Here is a 17302-nt window from a genome sequence, read left to right as displayed (position 1 = left end):
AGTACCGCGCCGCTCGCCGCACGGTCCTGAATGCTCACTACACCGACCCCAGGGTCGTTGAGGCGATCTGGGAGACCATGCAGGGTCTCGGGTTCGCCGGCGGCCCGGTCCTCGAGCCGGGCGCGGGCGCGGGCACCTTCATTGGCCTCGCCCCGGAGGCGGCGCGGATGGTCGGAGTCGAGCTCGACGGAGTGAGCGCAGACATCGCGGCAGCGTTGTACCCCTCTGCGGTCATCCGCCAGGAGTCGTTCGCCGACACGCATCTCCCGCGGGCCATCTTCGAGGCTGCGGTCGGGAACGTGCCGTTCGGGAGCTACGCCCTACACGACCGGCTGCACAACCCTGGGCGCCACACGATCCACAACCACTTCATCTTGAAGTCACTGGACCTGGTCCGACCGGGTGGCGTCGTGGCCGTCCTGACGTCACGGTTCACCCTCGACGCTGCCGATCCCGGGGCCCGACGGGAGATGTTCGACCGTGCCGATCTAGTCACAGCCGTGCGCCTGCCTACCGGGGCGCACCAGGAGGTGGCTGGGACCGAGGCGGTCACCGACCTCCTCGTCCTCCGCGTCCGCGGCGAGAAGGAACGGCCGCAAGAGGACAACGCCTGGCTCCAGGTCGTGCCGAAAACCTTGAGAGACGCCGATGGCGTCTCCCACGACGTCGGCCTGAACAGCTGGTTCGATGTGAACCCGCACCTGGTCCTGGGCGAGCTGAGTGTGGGCCACGGGATGCACGGGGCCACCACGCTGATCGTCACTCACAGCTCGCCAGGAGAGGGGGCCGCCGAAGAACTCCGCACGCGACTGCGGAGCGAGGTCGTGCGTGCCAGCTCGGCGGGCCTGACGTTCTCGCGCGATGACACCCTCGAGGAGCGGACCGCCCGGCTCGCCGAGCTGGCCGCGGAGCCAGGCCCGGTCGCCGAGGCGGGGAACTCGAGCCGCTTCGAGGGCTTCTTGACGTGGGACGCCCACAACGGCCGGTTCACCCAGCTCGTGATGGGTGTGCAGCGGCCCGTCGAGGTACCGAAGGCGCAGATCAAGCCGCTGCGGGCCCTCCTGTCGATCCGTGACACCCAGCTCGCACTCCTGGAGGCCGAGGCCGCCGCGCCCGGGTCGGACGAAGCAGCGGGCATCGAAGGCCTCCGGAGACGCCTCAACGGCGAGTACGACTCGTACGTGCAGGCATATGGGCCGATCAACTCGGTGAAGGTCACCGAGTCCACGCGGACCGACCGCCACGGCGATCCCGTGATCACCCGGCGGAAGCCGGCAGTGATGAAGACCTTCGACCTCGACCCATTCTCCGGGGCCGTACGTGGCCTAGAGGTCTACGACGAAGCGTCTGATACCGCACAAAAGGCGGCGGTCTTCTCCCAACGAGTGGTGAGCCGCAAGCAGTTGCCGACGTCGGCCGACACAGCCGAGGACGCACTAGCCATCGTCATGGACTCTCGCGGTGAGGTACACCTCGATGACGTGGCGCGCCTCCTGGGGGCTACCGCGGAGCAGGCGAGAGCCCAGCTCGGCACCCTGGTCTTCGACGACCCCGTGACCGGCGACTTGGTCCCGCGGGCCGAGTATCTGTCCGGGAACGTCAGGGAGGCGCTCAGAGCCGCCCAGGAGGCCGTCCTAGAGCGTCCTGAGCTGGCGGCGAACGTCGGGGAACTCCGCCAGGTCATCCCACGCGACCTGACGCCGGTCGAGATCACCGCCCGGCTCGGGGCGGCATGGATTCCCGCGAGCGACGTCGAGGCGTTCCTCCATGAGATCACCAAGGACACCGACGCGACGGTCGAGCACCCGGCCGGGGCCCTGTGGAACGTTCGGGGCGGGAATCGGCACACCACCACGGTGACCTCGACCTGGGGCACGAGCCGGATGAACGCCTACGTCATCGTCGAGCGGCTCATGGAGCAGAAGGCGATCGTCGTCCAGGACACCTTCACCGACCCCGACGGCCGCGAGCGTCGGGTCCTCAACGCAGTCGAGACAGCTGCAGCGCAAGAGAAGGCCGAGCAGCTCAGTGAGCGATTCGGGGAGTGGCTCTGGGCTGACGCCGATAGGGCCCGCCGGCTGGCCCGGGAGTATAACGAGATCTTCAACGCGATCGCTCTGCGCGACTACAGCGCCGATGGTGAGCGGTTGAGCCTGCCGGGCCTGGCAGCAACTTTCACCCCCCACGCTCACCAGCGCACGGCGGTGGCCCGCATGATCGCCGAGCCATCGGTCGGCCTGTACCACGGCGTCGGTGCCGGAAAGACCGCTGAGATGGTCATGGGGGCGATGGAACTGCGCCGCCTGGGCCTGGTCGAGAAGCCTTGTGTCGTGGTGCCGAACCACATGCTCGAGCAGGTCAGCCGGGAGTGGATGCAGCTCTACCCGCGCGCTCGCCTCCTGGCCGCAGCCTCGGAGGACCTGCGAGGGGATCGGCGCCAGCACTTCGTCGGAAGAGCCGCAATGGGGGACTGGGACGGGATCGTCTTGACCCACAAGGCGTTCGAGCTGCTACCGGTCGCGAAGCAGACCGAGATCGCCTACGTCGAGGCCGAGGTCAACGCGCTGCGCGAATCGAGGGAACAGGCGCGCGCAGCTGGTCTCTCGTCCCACACGGTGCAGCAGCTGGAGCGTTCGGTCGCAGCGAAGGAAGAGCGCCAGAAGATGCTGCTCGACCGGCCACGCGATCGCGGACTCACCTTCGAGCAGACCGGGATCGACTACCTGGTGGTCGACGAGCTCCACCTCTACAAGAACCTGACGATCGCCTCCAACATCCAGGAGATGAACAAGAAGGGGTCCCTCCGCGCGAGCGACCTGGACATGAAGCTCACTTGGCTGCGGGGCCGGGCAGAGGAACGTGCCGCCGAGCGTGGCCACAAGAGAGCCCGAGTCATGACCGGGGCCACCGCTACCCCGATCGCCAACAGTGTCTCGGAGGCCTGGGTGATGCAGAAGTACCTGCGCCCGGACCTCCTCAAGGCGGCGGGCATCAACGACTTCGATGCCTGGGCGGCCACCTTCGGCACGCTCGTCACCGAACTCGAGCTGACCCCGGAAGGTGGCCACCGCCAGAAAACCAGGTTCGCGCGCTTCGACAACCTGCCCGAGCTGCTGCGGATGTGGCACGTCTCTGCCGACGTGAAGACAGCCGAGGAACTCAACCTCGCAATCCCGGCCATCGCCACACGCGCCGACGGACAACGGGCCGCCGAGGCCAGTGTGGTGTCAGCCTCGCCTGAGCTCACCGCTTTCATGGGGACCCTCGCACAACGTGCTGAACGCCTCCGGAACGGCGCCGCCCCGCGCGGCAAGGGCGAGGACAACATGCTCGTGGTCACCAGTGACGGCCGGAAAGCCGCCCTGGACCTGCGAATGCTCGACCGGACCATGCACGACCCGATCGCCACGACAGCATCCAAGGTCGACGTCGCGGCCGACCGGATCCACCAGATCTGGGCCGAACACCGCCATACCCGCTACCGGGTCGCGCCCGGCACCAGCGAGGGACATGAGCATCCCGCTCCAGGTGGCCTGCAGATCGTGTTCTGCGACCTCGGGACCCCCGCGCCAGCGGGCGCGGGGGAGAGCATCCCCTGGTCGTTCTACGGGGAGCTGCGAGACCAACTCGCCACACGCGGCATGGACCCAGCACGGATCAGGTTCGTCCAAGACGCCAACACCAATGAGAAGAAGGCGCGCCTGTTCGCCGCGTGCCGCGACGGCCAGGTCGACGTGCTCGTCGGGTCGACCGAAACGATGGGCGTGGGCACGAATGTCCAGGCCCGCGCGGTCGCTCTGCACCACATGGACTGCCCCTGGCGGCCGGCCGACGTCGAACAGCGAGAGGGCCGCATTCTGCGCCAGGGCAACCAGAACGATCAGGTCCAGATCATCCGGTACGTCACCGAGGGCTCCTTCGACGCGTTCTCATGGCAGACCGTCGAGCGCAAGCAGAGATTCATCTCCCAGATGATGCACGGCACGTTGGAAACCCGCGGGGCCGAAGACCTGACCTCCTCTCAGGCGCTCTCCTTCAGCGAGGTGAAGGCACTCGCAAGCGGAAACCCCCTCATCATGGAGCGGGCGCAGGCCGAACAGGCCGTGGTGAAGTTGGAGCGTCTCTCACGTGCGCACGCTCGCGATCAGCACCAGCGCCACGCGACTATCCGTGAGGCCGAGCGCGAGGAACTGGAGCTCGAAGCCGAGATTCCGCGGATCGAAAGACTCATCACCGACCGAACCGACACCTGCGGCGAGGCGTTTCACGCGAAGATCATGGGGCGCACAGCCCTGGATCGCGCCTCGGCCGCCGAGATGCTCGCGCACGAGGTTGGGCCGATCGCCGGCGAGCTGGGGAACCTGCCCACCTTTCGCGAGCACCCCGTCGGGGAGGTGTCGATCGGTTCAACCACCTTCAGCCTGTCCATGATGCGCGGCGTCAGCGGGGACAACCTCATCGGGACCATGCCAGGCCTGGAGCGGCATCAGGTACGCATCTCCATGAAGGACGTCCTCGGCGGCAGCCTCGGACCTGTCACGCGCCTCGAGAATCGCGTGGCGGGCCTCGACGCGCTCCTGAGCGAGATGAACCACCAACTGGAAGCCGCCCGAGCAGAACGAGACGAGGCCCAGGAGCGTCTGGGCGACGACTTCCCCCGCGCGGCCGAGCTCGAGGAGGCACGGCAACACCTGCGACAGCTTGATGAGCAACTCCAACAGGCCACCAAAGCCGAGGAGGCCGAGCCCACCGATTCGGCCGAATCACCGGCCTTGGGGGCGGCCAGTCGCGAGCGCTTCCGCGATGCCCGTCAGCGCCTCCGGGAGATCACCGAGGACTCTCGTGACCTGCCGCCACGCGCAGACCCGCACTCACACGACCACCGTCGTCATGGCGCAGAACACCGTCGCCGCGGACCGGAAGTGAAGCCGCCCTCGATGGATTAGCCAGCGCCCGTCCAACCCGAGTATTGACCACAGTTACCAAGGTCAACGCAAGTGATGCAAGATCGGGTCGCGCGGCCTGGCGTGACCAGCGATGGTGCGACTCCCCCCAGCATCAGTGTTCTCGGGATCACCAGGCCGCGTCGGAATGCCGTAGGTGTCGCGATGTCGCTGCCAGGCAGCGACGTGGGCGTGCTGGAGCGGTTCTGGGAGGCGTGCGTAGGCGGCCTGGCGGTCCAGGGCCCGCCGGCGGGCTGTCTCGGGGTCCTGGGCGGCGGTCCAGGCGGCGTGGCGGGCTCGCTCGTCGATGCCCGCGTCGACGCGGCGCCGCGCGAGCCGGCTGGTCAGCTGCTCCTTCTCGATGAGGGGGAGGGCGTCGAAGGTGGCCCGCCAGCGGGCGCGGCGCTCGAGTTGCTCGGCGGGCTCTAGCCCGTCCCACCAGGCGTGTTCGCGGGCGATCTGCGCCTTCAGGGCACGGGTACGAGCCCTGGACCAGCTCGTCGAGCTCGCGGCGCGGTAGGTCGCCCGTTCGGCTCCGATAGCTGCTGTGGTGGCGCGGTGCGCGCGATCTGCGCGCGCCAGGACGTCGGCCGAGTAGGGGCCCGTCGCAGCGGTCCAGGTGCCGTCGACGGTGCACGCGGCCAGGCCGGCACGCGCGAGGACGGTGAGGGTCTCTGTGGCGGTCCGGGTCTGGCCAGCACTCGGTGGGGCCGCAGAGTCCGTCAGGCCGGTGCGAGCCAGCAGGTCCTCTACGCTGGCCGGCTCTGTACTGAGGGTCCTCCAGACGGCGTGAGCAGTGGGGCCCAGGACAGACCAGACCCCCGGAGGGACGTACCGGACGGGCGCGGGCTGGGGGGTATGACTGCTGGGTGGGGGGATTTGCAACAGGCCGGTCCCGTCGCTGGCGGCCGCGGGAGTTGGTGCGGGCGGGAGCTCGTACTCGAAGCTCGTGTCCTCGCGCCGGGCCGGTGTCCAGGCGTCGGTGTGGAGATCTCCTAGGCGGCCGTCGAGGTGCCTCAGAGCCGCGCGGATGGTCTTGCGGTCGCTCAGGCCGGTGTCGAGAACCAGGTCGCGCTCAGGGACCGGGACGCGCCGGCTGTTAGTGCGCAGTGCCCGGTCGAGAATCTGGTGGGCCACGGCGAGCAGCGCGGGACGGCGCCGTGGAGGGAGAGTGCGGGCCAGCGCGGGGAGACGGCCCCGCGCGGCCGTCACGGCGGCGACGACGTCGTCGTCGACCTCGAGGGCGGGGGAGTAGGCCAGGTCCTCCTGGACGGCACGGTTCCACACCAAAGTGATCCAGCGGTCCTTGTTGTCGCGGGCCTTGGTCATGGCGTCGGGGTGCGCGGCCCGGATCAGGTGCCACGCGCTGGTGGCGTCGTGGCCGCAGTGGAGCAGGTGCTTGGTGGCGATCGCCTCGATCGTCGAGCGGCTGTGGTCACTACCGCACCGCCCGCACGTGCCGTGCGCGACCGCGGTGCAGCCCTGCCTCTGGCCAGCGACCGGCGGGGCTACTCCGTCCTCGAGGTAGCCAGCCCACGGCGCAGCGAGCGCCTTACGGGGCCGTGGCCGCCCGGGCGGGAGCGGTGGCGTCAGCGGAAGACGGTCCTGGGTGGCCGCCGCCGGCGTCGGGCGTCCGTCCGGCCCGCCAGCCGAGGACACCGGCCCCAGGAGGCGGTGGAGAGCGACCGCGGCCGCGCGCAGGTCCTCCGCGGCACCCTGGGGCCCGGGGTGGCCGCCGAGCCTGTGTGGTGCCGTGAGCGGCCGGACAGGCGTGCGGCGGTCGAGCTGTGTGCGGCTGGCGGACAGGTCGACGCGGAGCTGGTCGACCACGTCGACCAGGTCGGGATCGGTGCGGGGGAGGGCGATGAACACGTGGTAGCGGCCGGGACCTCCCCCCGAGGGCCGCACCAGATGCCACACGCCCGTGCGGAGGCACCATCGGGTCAGCAGCTCGGCCGCCGCGTCGCCATCGGGGCCCGCCAGATCGACGTCGACCACCGACACCTCCGGGCGCAGCCGGCCGACGATCGTGGCCACCGACCCCATTCCGATCATCGCCAGCCCGGCCTCGCGGGTCGCGACGACCACGCGTGGCACGCGGAGGTTGTCGGCGCCGATCGCGAACCAGCCCGACGGCTCGAACAACAGGTCGTCCAAGGTCGCAGTCAGCGCCCGCCTGGCCGTCGGGCTACCCACGTGCGTACCTGGGCGCAGCCGGGCGGTGGCGACACGCCACAGCGCTAAACGGACCGTGGAAACGGGTAGGTGCAAGTGCTAGCCTGGGCAGCACAAAGCCGCTCCTTCACTTTGGTCAGTGGGGGCTTACAAGGGGCCGAGTTCGCAGCTCGGTCTCGATTCGACTAGAGGGCCCGCGCCAAACGGGTCCTCTTGTCACGTCAGGGCACTGCCCTGATGGGTGTCATCCAGCTCTGGCGAAATCCTCCATCCCCGGAAAGCTCTCGTCGGTCCTCGGCCCCATGAACGGCAGCGCGAGAGGCCTGCCGTTCTCGTCAACCTCCACGACCTTGACCAGCTGCTCGATGAACAGGCCCAGGGAAAGCCCGGTGGCGGCGGCCATAGCCTTCATCTGCTCCCGCGCTTCCGGCGCGACCTCGGCGCTCAGGAAGACGGTGTCTGCCCGCTTCTCGCGGCGTCGCGAGCCTGGAGTGAGTGCCATGTGGTCAAAAATGCACCCCTATCCCATAGATAGGGGTGCATTTCCGGTGGGCTCGGCGTGTCGCTACTCCGGCGCGACCACTTTCCGGACGGCGTCGAGCAGTTCGGCGACACGCGCCTGGTCGACCGTGTAGCCCTTGCTCGTGCCAGGACCCGGTACCGACTCCTCGACGAGGACGCCGAGGGCGACCAGGGCGCGTGTGCTGGAGGCCGCCCTATTGAGCGGTATCTCGAGATCGGCAGCGGCAGCGGTTTGACCCGCGCCGGGATGGGCGAGGAAGAAGCCGATCAGCGCGAGCCGCGTGGGCGTGCGATGCATGGCAGCCGCGTCCTCGACGCTCATAGGAATGCCCCGCGGAGTCGAGGAGTACCGGGGCATCTAGTCATTGTGTCGCCTCCGCGGGGCACGGGTCACTGGGGACTACCTTTCAGCAAGACTAGCGGTTTAACCGTTAGTTGCTCTACAGTGCCAAGTATGCGGTCAAATCGACCGCAGGATCGTGTCAAACGCGCTTGCCGAATGTTGCCAACGTAGATAACAATCGGCGGCGGGAGACGACGGGAGGGTCGTGCAGATGGGGATCCCAGGTGTGTCGACGCTTCCGCGTGTGTCTCGGTCGCGGGGCGCGAGGGTGGCACAGGGTGCCGCCGCAGGCTCGTGCCTCGAACAGAAAAACCCCACCACCAGCGGTCACCTTCGACTACCAGGCAGAGGGACCACGGGCGGTGGGGGTATCCCCAGAGAGGGGACTAGTCCAGTCTCGCAGTATTGCGAGGTCGTCGGGAAGAGGGGCGTTGCGTTCTTACAGCGTCGACCCCGGCCACGGGACGTGTCCCGGCTCCGCTCATGGAGTTGGTCTATCGAGGAGGCCGGGCGCGCAGTCCGGTCGCGATTCCAGTCGCCAGCGTTCGCGGGGCGTGAAGGGCAACGAGGGCCGCTAGTGCGGCCTGTCGTCGACGCTCACACGTCTCGCACGTTCGGTGCGATTCCGCTTCTCGCCGCCAGCTTCGTGGGCGCCGGTCTCTCACCCGAGGCCGGAGGCTCGTGCCGCCGTTCGTGGATCCCCAAGGGACCCACGACGACGCACCTGACCTGAGCCGCTCTCTCGGGGAAGCCAACCGCTTCCTTTCCAGAGAAAAGGCCACCAACGTGAGACCCATCCGCGCTCTCGATGCTCGAGGCTTCGTCGCGAGCTCATGCGGCCGTGAAGACCACTTCACGAGTGTCGGCGCCAGCACGTCGACCGCAGGACTCCTCCCTCGCGCCGAGGGGGAGCGCCGTCGTGTCGCACGCCGCCGAACCCGTGTGGTTCGTCGGAATCGGCGGGCCGGCGGGGGGTGGCTCTGCCCGGGGCCCGAGACCCAGGCGGGGCCACCCCCAACACCCCGAGGGGCGTTCCGATGAGTGTCGCTCCGGGAGGATCCGCGGGTCGTCGCATCCCGTGCGACCCGTGCAAGGAGACGCACCACACTGCCGCCGACTGCGCCGACCGGATCCGACCGATGTGCCAGCGGACCTGCCCGTGCGGCCACGGCGCGGCCGACCGCGACCCTTCACCGTTCTGGACCGCGGTGCGGGCCAGCGAGACGGATGCTGCGGCGCGCGAGTCCGTCGCCGCAGGGGAGGAGTCGAGCGGCTCCCTGGTCGACCACGCGGGAGCCACGAACGGGCGTTGGCGGCTGAGCCCGCCCGAGCAGTCCGCGACGAAAGGAGAGGTCCAGTGATCGGCCCGCGACGGCAACGGCGTTCGGTAGTAGTGGTCGATCAAGAAGAGGCTCTGGTCGACGGGACGCTGGTCACCAGGCAAGTACCCGACGAGCTGCGAGAGTGCGACCCGGCCATCGCGGCGGTCTACGCGCTCTATGAGCAGGCCGCCAAGTCAGGTCGGCCCGTGCGAGCGGTCGGGATCACGGGGTCTGAACGAGTGACCTTCGAGGTCCACCCGGACGGCACTGTCACCTCGCCTCGCGCCGTGACGGCCAAGCGAGCGCTACTCGGAACGGCCGCGCTAGCGGCAGTCGCTGCGCTGGGAGGCGCGCTCGTCTTCGGTGGTCACACCGAGCAGCCACGAGAAGCCGCATCGACGACGTCGACGAGCACGCCAACCGCGCCGCCGACCCCGTCCCCATCGGCCGAACCAGTGGTGGCACCGAAGCCGCGCCCGGTGCGGGAAGCTTCAGCCTCAGCACTCGCCCGGGTAGGGGTGGTCCGGCTCAGGATCGATGCGACCCGCCGCCCAACCTCCGCCACGATCCGAGTGATCGGGCCTGGTGGTCAAAGGCTTGTGAAGTCGGTGCGTCTGGTCGATCGCACGACGACGGTCTCACTCAAAGTACGTACGGCCGGCCGCTACCGCTGGACGGTCCGCGTGACGGGGGTGAACCCGATCGTCGGCGCCGTCCGCGTGCCGTCGCCCCCGCGCCCGTCGACCGACCCGCCACCGGCTCCGACCCCACCGCCGGTACCTGCGCCTGCGCCGCAGCCGGAACCCGCGCCGGAACCGGCGCCGGAACCCGCGCCCGCGCCCCCGCCGAGCAGCGGAGACGGCGACCACGGCACCGGAGGCGGCCAGCAGCATCACGGCGGCCCGAAGCCACCGCCGCCCCTGGATGGGGGAGGCCCACCACCGGTCCCGACCGGTTGAGCACACGACGGTTCCACAACAAAGCACTCGGAGAAGGGAAGACAGATGGCACTCACGATGGGACACCGGGCGATCCGGTGGATCACCGCTGTGACAGCGGTGATCCTGCTGACCGCGAGTCTGACGGCGCCGCCGACGGCCTCGGCCAGGGCGACACGTGACAGCGGGTACAGCATCAACGCCAAGCCGGGGTGGATCGGCGGCTACAAGATGCGAGGTAAGCGGGTCTACCGGACCACCGCGAGCAAGCCGGTGGTGGGGAAGTACCGACCCGTCAAGCTCGCCCGGAAGAGCCCGGCGCGCGCTCGCGCGGCGTGGATCCTCTCCAAGTACGGCGCCCGAGGGTCGCGGACACAGGCCGCCGCCGTCGACGCCGCCGTACTGCACCTGCTCGCGGGCAAGTCCTACCGCCTCAACGGCTCCAAGGGCGCCGCGCGAATCCGCCAGGTCGGCGGCAACCGCGGCTACGTGCGCTCATACGCACGCCAGATGCTCACCAATGCGCGGGCGCAGTCCGGCCCCTACCGGACCAAGCTGACCGGCCCGGACCGTGCGGTAGCCGGGTCGGGCGCCAAGCTCACCTTCACCATCCGGTCCCGCTCAGGCAACGGCGTCTTCGGCCTGCCGGTGGTCTTCACCTACGGCAACGGCGCCAGGGTCACGGCCTACACCAACAGGAACGGAGTCGCATCCGCGACGGTGACCGTGCAGGCCGGCGTGATCGCTGCGCGTGCCGCAGTCTCGAAGGTCCCGGACTGGCGCCTGCGTATCCGTAAGGCCAAGCGGCGGGCGTCGTCGGCCGTCGCGATCGCCGGGCACACGAGCGTGATCCGCGCGAAGACGAGCATCATCGGGACGACCACGCAAAGCGTGCGAGTGAGCAACGGGGCCAGTCGGATCATGGTCGGCCAGGTGCTGGGCGGCTCCTACACGATCACGGGCGGTGCTGGAGCCCGTGAGGTCAGGCGCACCGTCTACGGGCCGGCGAGCGCATCCGCTGCGGGATGCGTCGGCTCCCCTGCATTTTCCTCGAGCACCACGACGTCGACGAGCTCGTCGTGGCCGCTGCCGTCCTACAAGCCCACCCGCAGCGGCTACTACCGATGGGGCGTGTACGCCGGCGCGAGCATCTCGACCCCGGCAGCGAGCACGTGCGGTGCTCCGGTGAAGGTGCAGCGACGAGCGTCGATCAGCCAGGCCCGCCCTGACGGCATGGACCAGTCCGTGCCGACGAACCGACCGTTCGGTGTCAACGTCCGCGTCAGTGGATTCGACCGCTGGGAGACCCACCAGGCCATCGGCAGGGTCTACGGCCCGTTCGAGACACGTGAGGCGGCTCGGTGCGTGGAGGCACGCAAGTGGCGCACAGTCAACAGGACCATCAAGCAGGACGGCACCTACGCGCTGCCGCGCGTGACCGCCGGAGCGGCGATGTCCGGGAAGTTCTTCATCTGGCAGTCGTCGCTCTCGACCGGGGAGCTCATCCTTGGCAACAACTCCGCGTGCGGCGTGATCTTCAAGATCGTCCAGTAATGACTACCTCAGGGCGGCGACCCACACCCTGGGAAACAGGGAAGACGTCTGAGGCGCTCCAAGACGACGCCCATGACCAGGTGGTCGAGGACTACGACGCGATCGACCAGGAGGAGAACGACGGGCCGGACGTCGACGTCGACGAACGGACCATCCAACCGACATCGCTCGATGACCTGCTCGACAGTGGCCTCGAGGGGTCCGGTGATTCGGCCGAATCACCGGACCCCTGCGGGGCCACCCCGGCCGAATCCAAGAGCCAGGCCGCCCGGGCGGTGTTCGTTGGGGCCACCCGACGAGAGCGCTACGCAGAGCCCGAGCTTGACCAGGAGGCCTACGAGGCGGAGAAGCCGCCCCTTCTGACCGGTCGCGAAAGGTGGGAGGCCGCTGGGGAGCGCGTCGCCGCCTACGTCGCCTCGGCCGCTTCCCAGCCTGGCGGCTCGTGATCGCCCGCTGCCAGCCCCGACCCGGCCAGTCACCCCCACCACAGAAGAAAGAAGACCAGAGATGTTGATCCTCGCAACGCTGAGCCAGGGAGCCGATGTCGTCGCCTCGACCATGTCGACGATCGTTCCCCTTATCAAGAACCCCATCGAAGGGATCGCCCCCGACTTCGAGATCTTCGGAGCCGAGTTCACCAAGACCTGGCAGAAGCTTCTGGCCGGGGTATGGGGTCTCGGCATCATCGCGTCCATCTTCTTCCTCATCCGCGGAATGGTGACGACGAACACGAACACGAACGGCGGCCACCCAGGGGCGGTGCGCGAAGGCCGGGCAGAGGTCAAGGTCGCGGCGATCTCGCTGCTCGGCCTCGCGCTCCTGGTGCCGCTTGTCGGCGCGATCTTGGCGATCGCCGGCTGATCGTGACACGCGAAGCCCGAGTGGCCGTCGCTGCGCAGCAGCTGATCGGCCGGCAGGCCTAGCGGTCCATTACAACCCGTTCTAGGAGAAGGGTTAAGCAGATGTCGAACCAACGGTTGTACGCCGTGAGGCGTCGATCCATCTGGCCGTTCGTGGCAGGACTGGCGGCTGTGGCTGTCATCGCGGCCGCAGTGTGGGCTCTGGCGTCACGGTCAGGCAGCGCCGATGCGCCGCCTCCAACGGCCGCGCCGTCCGTCGCGTCGCCGGGTACCGGCGAACTGGCCGACGGGTGTCTCGGGCGTGACGCGGCCAGCCCTGGCGAGGCTGTCCTCCAGGCCCAGGCCGAGGCGCCGCTCACCGGCGACGGCGCTGCGGCGTTCATGGCGGCGGTGGTCCGGTGGGGCACAGTCCTCCCAGGGGCGCCGGGCGAGCTCGACACGGTGGGTCCGCGCATCATGAGCGCGGACTTCCCCGATGACCTGCTCCGGTCCATCCAGGACGAGATCCGGGCACTGCCCGAGGTCCCGCAGACCGCGACGTTCGTTGGCAAGCACTACGAGGTCCGGGCACTGAATGGGCCCGACGCGACGGTTGCCTTCACGGTCGACTTCGTCCAAGACGGAGCGATTCGCGAGCAGGCCATAGTCGTCGCGAAGGTCGTCGTCGAGGACGGCAAGTGGCACTGGGCCGGTTACGACCAGGCGGCGATCGACGCCGTGAGCGCCGACCGAGGGACAGCTGCGCGGACCGCCCTCGATTCCTCGGGGCTCCCGTTCGAGGAGGCCTGCTGATGTGCGGCGGTCCTCTCGTACCCGACCAGACATGCGACGTCGCGGGGGTGATCGTCGGCTCTACACCGGCCGGGGCCGTCATCAACGGCGTCCAAGGCGCGGAGGATGCCGCCAGTGCGGTGAAGGAAGGGCTCTCGTTCGCATCTGACCCGCTCGGCTATCTCGCGGACAAGGCACAAGGCGCCGCGCAGTCGCTCTCGAGCGACATCTTGCCCGCGATGACACATGCGATGGAGCCCGATCTCAGCGCGGACTGGTTCCTCAACGCGTACCGCACGACGTTCGCCATTGCGATCCTCGTATGGGTCCTCCAGCTGCTGTGGGCATTCGTTCAGCACGCCCGGCGGAAGATCAGCAGCTCGGAGATGGTCGACATTCTCGTGGCCAGGTCACCGATGTTCATCATCGGCTGCATGTTCGGCCCACCCCTCGGCGCCGGGCTAGTCAAGCTCTTCGGCGCTCTGACCGACAGCATGATCAACGAGTTCATCGGTGGAACCTCGGACGAAGTGGCAGCCGGTCTCAACGAGATGTTGAACTCGGGTGACCCAGATCAGATCGCCGGCGGGCCACTCGTGGCCTTGGTGATCTACGCGGTGATGGTGCTGGGGCTGCTCACGTGCCTCGTGACACTGCTCGTCATGCTGGTAACCCAGTACCTCTCGGGCGTCTTCTTCCCACTCGCATGGCAGTACATCACCTCGGCCAACCAGAAGCACCGGGCATGGTCGATTGCGAAAATCTGGATCGGGATCATGATGTCCCACCCGCTGATGTTTCTGCTGCTCGGAGTCTCGCTGAAGATGGCTACCGGCACGCTGCTCGGCGACCAGCTGCCCGGTAGGGAGCAGGGTCTTCCCGAAGGAATCCAAGTCCTGCTCGGCCTGGCGATGTGCTGCATCGCGCTATGGATGACGGCACTCTCCCCGCTCGCGCTGTCCAAGCTCGCACCGGTGCTGCCCACCGGGGCAGGATCGACCGACGGTGTCAACCTGAAGTCAATACCGAGGCCGTCGGGGAACAGGACCGATGCAAGCAACGCACTAGCTCAGCGGTCTCAGACAAGCGAAGCGGCCTCGGTCGATGCTGGCGTCGGTGGCGGCGACGGCCAGGGTGGCGGCGGGAGCGACGTGCTCGCCACGGTGGGCGGAGGCTCGTCGTCGGGGGCCGCCGAGGGTGCGGCCGCAGGCGCCGAGGAAGCTGCTGCGGCGGGCGCCGAGACGGGCCCAGGGGACGTGCTTATCGCCGGGGCCGGGGCGGCCGCAGGAGCCGCCGCGGGTGCAGTGAAGGACGCCGAGCAGGACGCCGAGGAGCAGGCAGGCCAGGCCGCGGGCGGCGGTGCTGACGGCGGTGGCGACGACGTGTCGTCAACTGTCGGACCAGACTCCGGAGACGGCGACGGGTCGCCCTCCGTGACAACGATCGATGACGCCGCCACTCCGTCGACAAGCGCAGGAGGCGAGGACGTCGGCGGAGCCGGGAGCGGGAGCGGTGGCGGCGACGTTGCCTCGTCGAGCGCCAGCGACGCGCCGGCGAGCACCGACGCAACCGGCATGGACGCGGACAAGGCCGATAGCGGCAGCGGAGCCGGGGGAGGCGACGACGCCAGCAACACGGCCGAGTCCGCGGACGAGTCGAAGTGGTCCCGCCGCACGGCGTGGGTCAGCCGCGAGGGCGGCGGCCGGCGGCCGAGGGGACAACGGACTCAGTCGCGACGCAGCACCTGGTCGTCCGCGATCGAGCAGCTCGGCGACGAGGTGATCGCGCAGGCCGACGATCACAGTGACCGCCGGGGAGGTGCGCGATGATCGACCAGCGCTATCTCGGCGGCGAGGCAGGCCACCGATCCCTGTGGGGCGGCGTGAGCACGCGAAAGGCCCGGAACGTGGGCCTGGCGATCGTGGGGGCCGCCACCGTCATAGTGGTGCCGCTGGTGGGTTACCCCGGCCTGGCACTGTGTCTAATCAGCGCCGCTGCGGTCTACGTGTTCACCACCGAGACGCACCGCGGTACACCTTGGGAGCGGTGGATGCTCCGTCGTGAGTGGCGAGCCCGCGAGGCAGCAGGGCTGAACCGCTTCCGCCCCGTCGACCGGCGACCGCCAGAGCTGCACGCCGCGTTCCTTGCCAGCAAGGGACGAGCTCGCGCGTCGGTGGCGGGGGAGTGGAACACCTACCGTGACTGGCCCGACGGCGCAGAGGGCATGAGGTGGCTCCTGCGTAAGCCCCATGTTCCCGGAATCGCGTGGCACGCGCCGACCGGGGAGGACGCATGGTTGTCGGTGGTGTTTCCGCTGGGCGGACAGATCAGCGGAATCCAGGGCGACGACGTAGTGAACGCGCGATCGCGCGCCTTCGGACGGCTCCTAGGAAGCCTGGGAATGGTCACCGCGCTGGCCAAGCGGATTCAGATCCTCACCCACATTCAGCCGATCGATACCGCGGCCCACGAGTCATGGATCGCAGACGAGGTCGATCTCGAGGCGCCCGAGGAACTGCTGCGGTCCTACAAGGAGGTCATCGACCGTCTCGGCGGTGGCGGTCTGATGCAACGGCACTACGCGGTTGTGCGGTGGCCTCTCTCGCCCCGGTTCCTGCGGCTCGCAGAGCGCAAGGCACCCGGCCGAGACGGCTGGATTCTGCTGATGGGTCAGGAGATCGATGCCGCTTGGCGTGAGATGTACCGAGCGAAGCTCGATCCGGGCCGGGCGCTCTCGGCCGCGCAGACCGCAGCGGTACTGCGGCATCTCCAAATGCCCTCGTGGCCCATGGACCAGGCCGGGGACGTCGACCCCGAGAACCCGTGGCTGGAGTCGGACCAGGGATGGTCATGGGTCACGGTGGCCGACCAGGGACCCGACGGCCTGGAAGAGACGTGGTTCCACCGGACTGCCGAGCTGCCGGTCAGAGCGATGGAGACCTCTGGCCGCAACGCGTTGTGGATGCTGCCCCTGCTTTCGCAACTTCCTCGGCAACGGGTGGTACGCACCATCTCGGTCCAGCTGGAAGGGGTGCCACAGCAGACGGCACGGTCGCAGGCACGCGTCGACCTGACGTCGGACCTGGCCGAGGAGTCGGCGCGAGCCCGCAAGGGCGTCCTGAGCGACGACGACCTCGACGAGGGACTCACGGCAGCGCGGGCACGCGTGCGCGACCTCAAGCCTGGCAAGGGGCACCACGGTCTGGAGTACGTGATCCACGTGACCGTCTCGTCGGAGACAGAGGTCGAGCTGCGCAGTGCGTGCGAGCTCCTGACCGAGGCAGCCCACAAGGCAGGGGTGCGAGAGCTGCGCTGGCTCGACACCCAGCAGGCCGGCGCCCACGCCTGCACCTGGCCGCTCGCCCGAGGCATGAAGCCGGCGCGCCAGACCGCGGGCGCCTGGGCGGCGGGAGTGCTGGCAGGGACCGGACCGAAGGAGGAGTTGATGTGAGCGTCGATCAGAGCGAGACCGCCGAAGCACCCCCGAGCGAAAAAGGGTCGGCCGCGAAAAGCCCGAAGCGTCGAGGCTGGGTCGGCCGACGAGGCAGGACGACCGGAAGCCCGGACGTGGGGGCGGCGCCTGCAGAAAGGAAGGCCGCGCTGCCCGTGGCGGCCGAGCCGCGGGGTGCGCAGCTGAGGACGAGCGCCCGAGCGGCTGCAAGGGGCCGATACGCGCCTCTAGCTGCCGGTGCACCGACTACGACGCGGCAGGGCGAGATTCTGAACCCGGCGCTGATCGCTGCTCCCCTCAACGAACGAGGGATCGTGATCGGGCGTGACCGCACGTCATCGGCAGCGGTCGCGCACGACTCGTTCACCGCCTACGAGGAGAAGCTCATCACCTCGCCCCATGTGGTGGTGCTCGGAGACATCG

General features: G+C 68.9%; 11 protein-coding genes. 8 read left to right on the top strand and 3 right to left on the bottom strand.

What is annotated here, in order from left to right; genetic code table 11:
- The first annotated feature begins 1001 nt into the window (after positions 1 to 1001).
- A complete protein-coding gene (locus WMR31_RS21695; RefSeq protein WP_340541022.1) occupies positions 1002 to 4946 on the top strand; it encodes a helicase-like domain-containing protein in 3945 nt (1314 codons plus the stop codon).
- A 42-nt stretch (positions 4947 to 4988) separates the two neighbouring features.
- Here WMR31_RS21695 and WMR31_RS21690 read toward each other — a convergent pair whose 3' ends face one another.
- From WMR31_RS21690 to WMR31_RS21680, 3 genes are all read right to left on the bottom strand, one after another.
- Complete coding sequence (locus WMR31_RS21690) at positions 4989 to 7100, bottom strand: hypothetical protein (RefSeq protein WP_340541020.1); 2112 nt, start codon at positions 7098 to 7100, stop codon at positions 4989 to 4991.
- Positions 7101 to 7362: 262 nt separating this feature from the next.
- Positions 7363 to 7620, bottom strand: coding sequence for a hypothetical protein (locus WMR31_RS21685; RefSeq protein WP_340541019.1), 258 nt, complete (start codon positions 7618 to 7620; stop codon positions 7363 to 7365).
- 63 nt (positions 7621 to 7683) lie between these two features.
- Positions 7684 to 7962 (bottom strand): hypothetical protein, encoded by a 279-nt coding sequence (locus WMR31_RS21680; protein ID WP_340541017.1) that lies wholly within the window; start codon positions 7960 to 7962, stop codon positions 7684 to 7686.
- Positions 7963 to 9020: 1058 nt separating this feature from the next.
- On the opposite strand from WMR31_RS21680, the gene WMR31_RS21675 reads away from it, so the two are divergent.
- From WMR31_RS21675 to WMR31_RS21645, 7 genes are all read left to right on the top strand, one after another.
- The gene (locus tag WMR31_RS21675) at positions 9021 to 9344 is read left to right on the top strand and encodes a hypothetical protein (RefSeq protein WP_340541016.1); all 324 of its coding nucleotides are present in this window, start codon (positions 9021 to 9023) and stop codon (positions 9342 to 9344) included.
- Between the two features lie 965 nt (positions 9345 to 10309).
- Complete coding sequence (locus tag WMR31_RS21670; protein WP_340541015.1) at positions 10310 to 11797, top strand: Ig-like domain-containing protein; 1488 nt, start codon at positions 10310 to 10312, stop codon at positions 11795 to 11797.
- Positions 11797 to 12243, top strand: coding sequence for a hypothetical protein (locus WMR31_RS21665; RefSeq protein WP_340541014.1), 447 nt, complete (start codon positions 11797 to 11799; stop codon positions 12241 to 12243). The genes WMR31_RS21670 and WMR31_RS21665 overlap by 1 nt, the downstream gene beginning before the upstream one ends.
- 61 nt (positions 12244 to 12304) lie before the next feature.
- Positions 12305 to 12658 (top strand): hypothetical protein, encoded by a 354-nt coding sequence (locus tag WMR31_RS21660; RefSeq protein WP_340541013.1) that lies wholly within the window; start codon positions 12305 to 12307, stop codon positions 12656 to 12658.
- Positions 12659 to 12783: 125 nt separating this feature from the next.
- Entirely contained in the window at positions 12784 to 13449 is a 666-nt protein-coding gene (locus WMR31_RS21655; protein WP_340541012.1) for a hypothetical protein, read from the top strand.
- Positions 13449 to 15257: a hypothetical protein gene (locus tag WMR31_RS21650; RefSeq protein ID WP_340541011.1), complete on the top strand. Its 1809-nt coding sequence runs from the start codon at positions 13449 to 13451 to the stop codon at positions 15255 to 15257. Before WMR31_RS21655 ends, WMR31_RS21650 begins: the two co-directional genes overlap by 1 nt.
- A complete protein-coding gene (locus WMR31_RS21645) occupies positions 15254 to 16879 on the top strand; it encodes a hypothetical protein (RefSeq protein WP_340541010.1) in 1626 nt (541 codons plus the stop codon). Before WMR31_RS21650 ends, WMR31_RS21645 begins: the two co-directional genes overlap by 4 nt.
- The last annotated feature ends 423 nt before the right edge of the window (positions 16880 to 17302 follow it).

Origin of the sequence: Nocardioides epinepheli, from assembly GCF_037936805.1 — a bacterium.
In the GTDB taxonomy this organism is placed as follows: Bacteria; Actinomycetota; Actinomycetes; order Propionibacteriales; family Nocardioidaceae; genus Nocardioides.
This window is presented reverse-complemented; position numbering and strand designations above follow the sequence as displayed.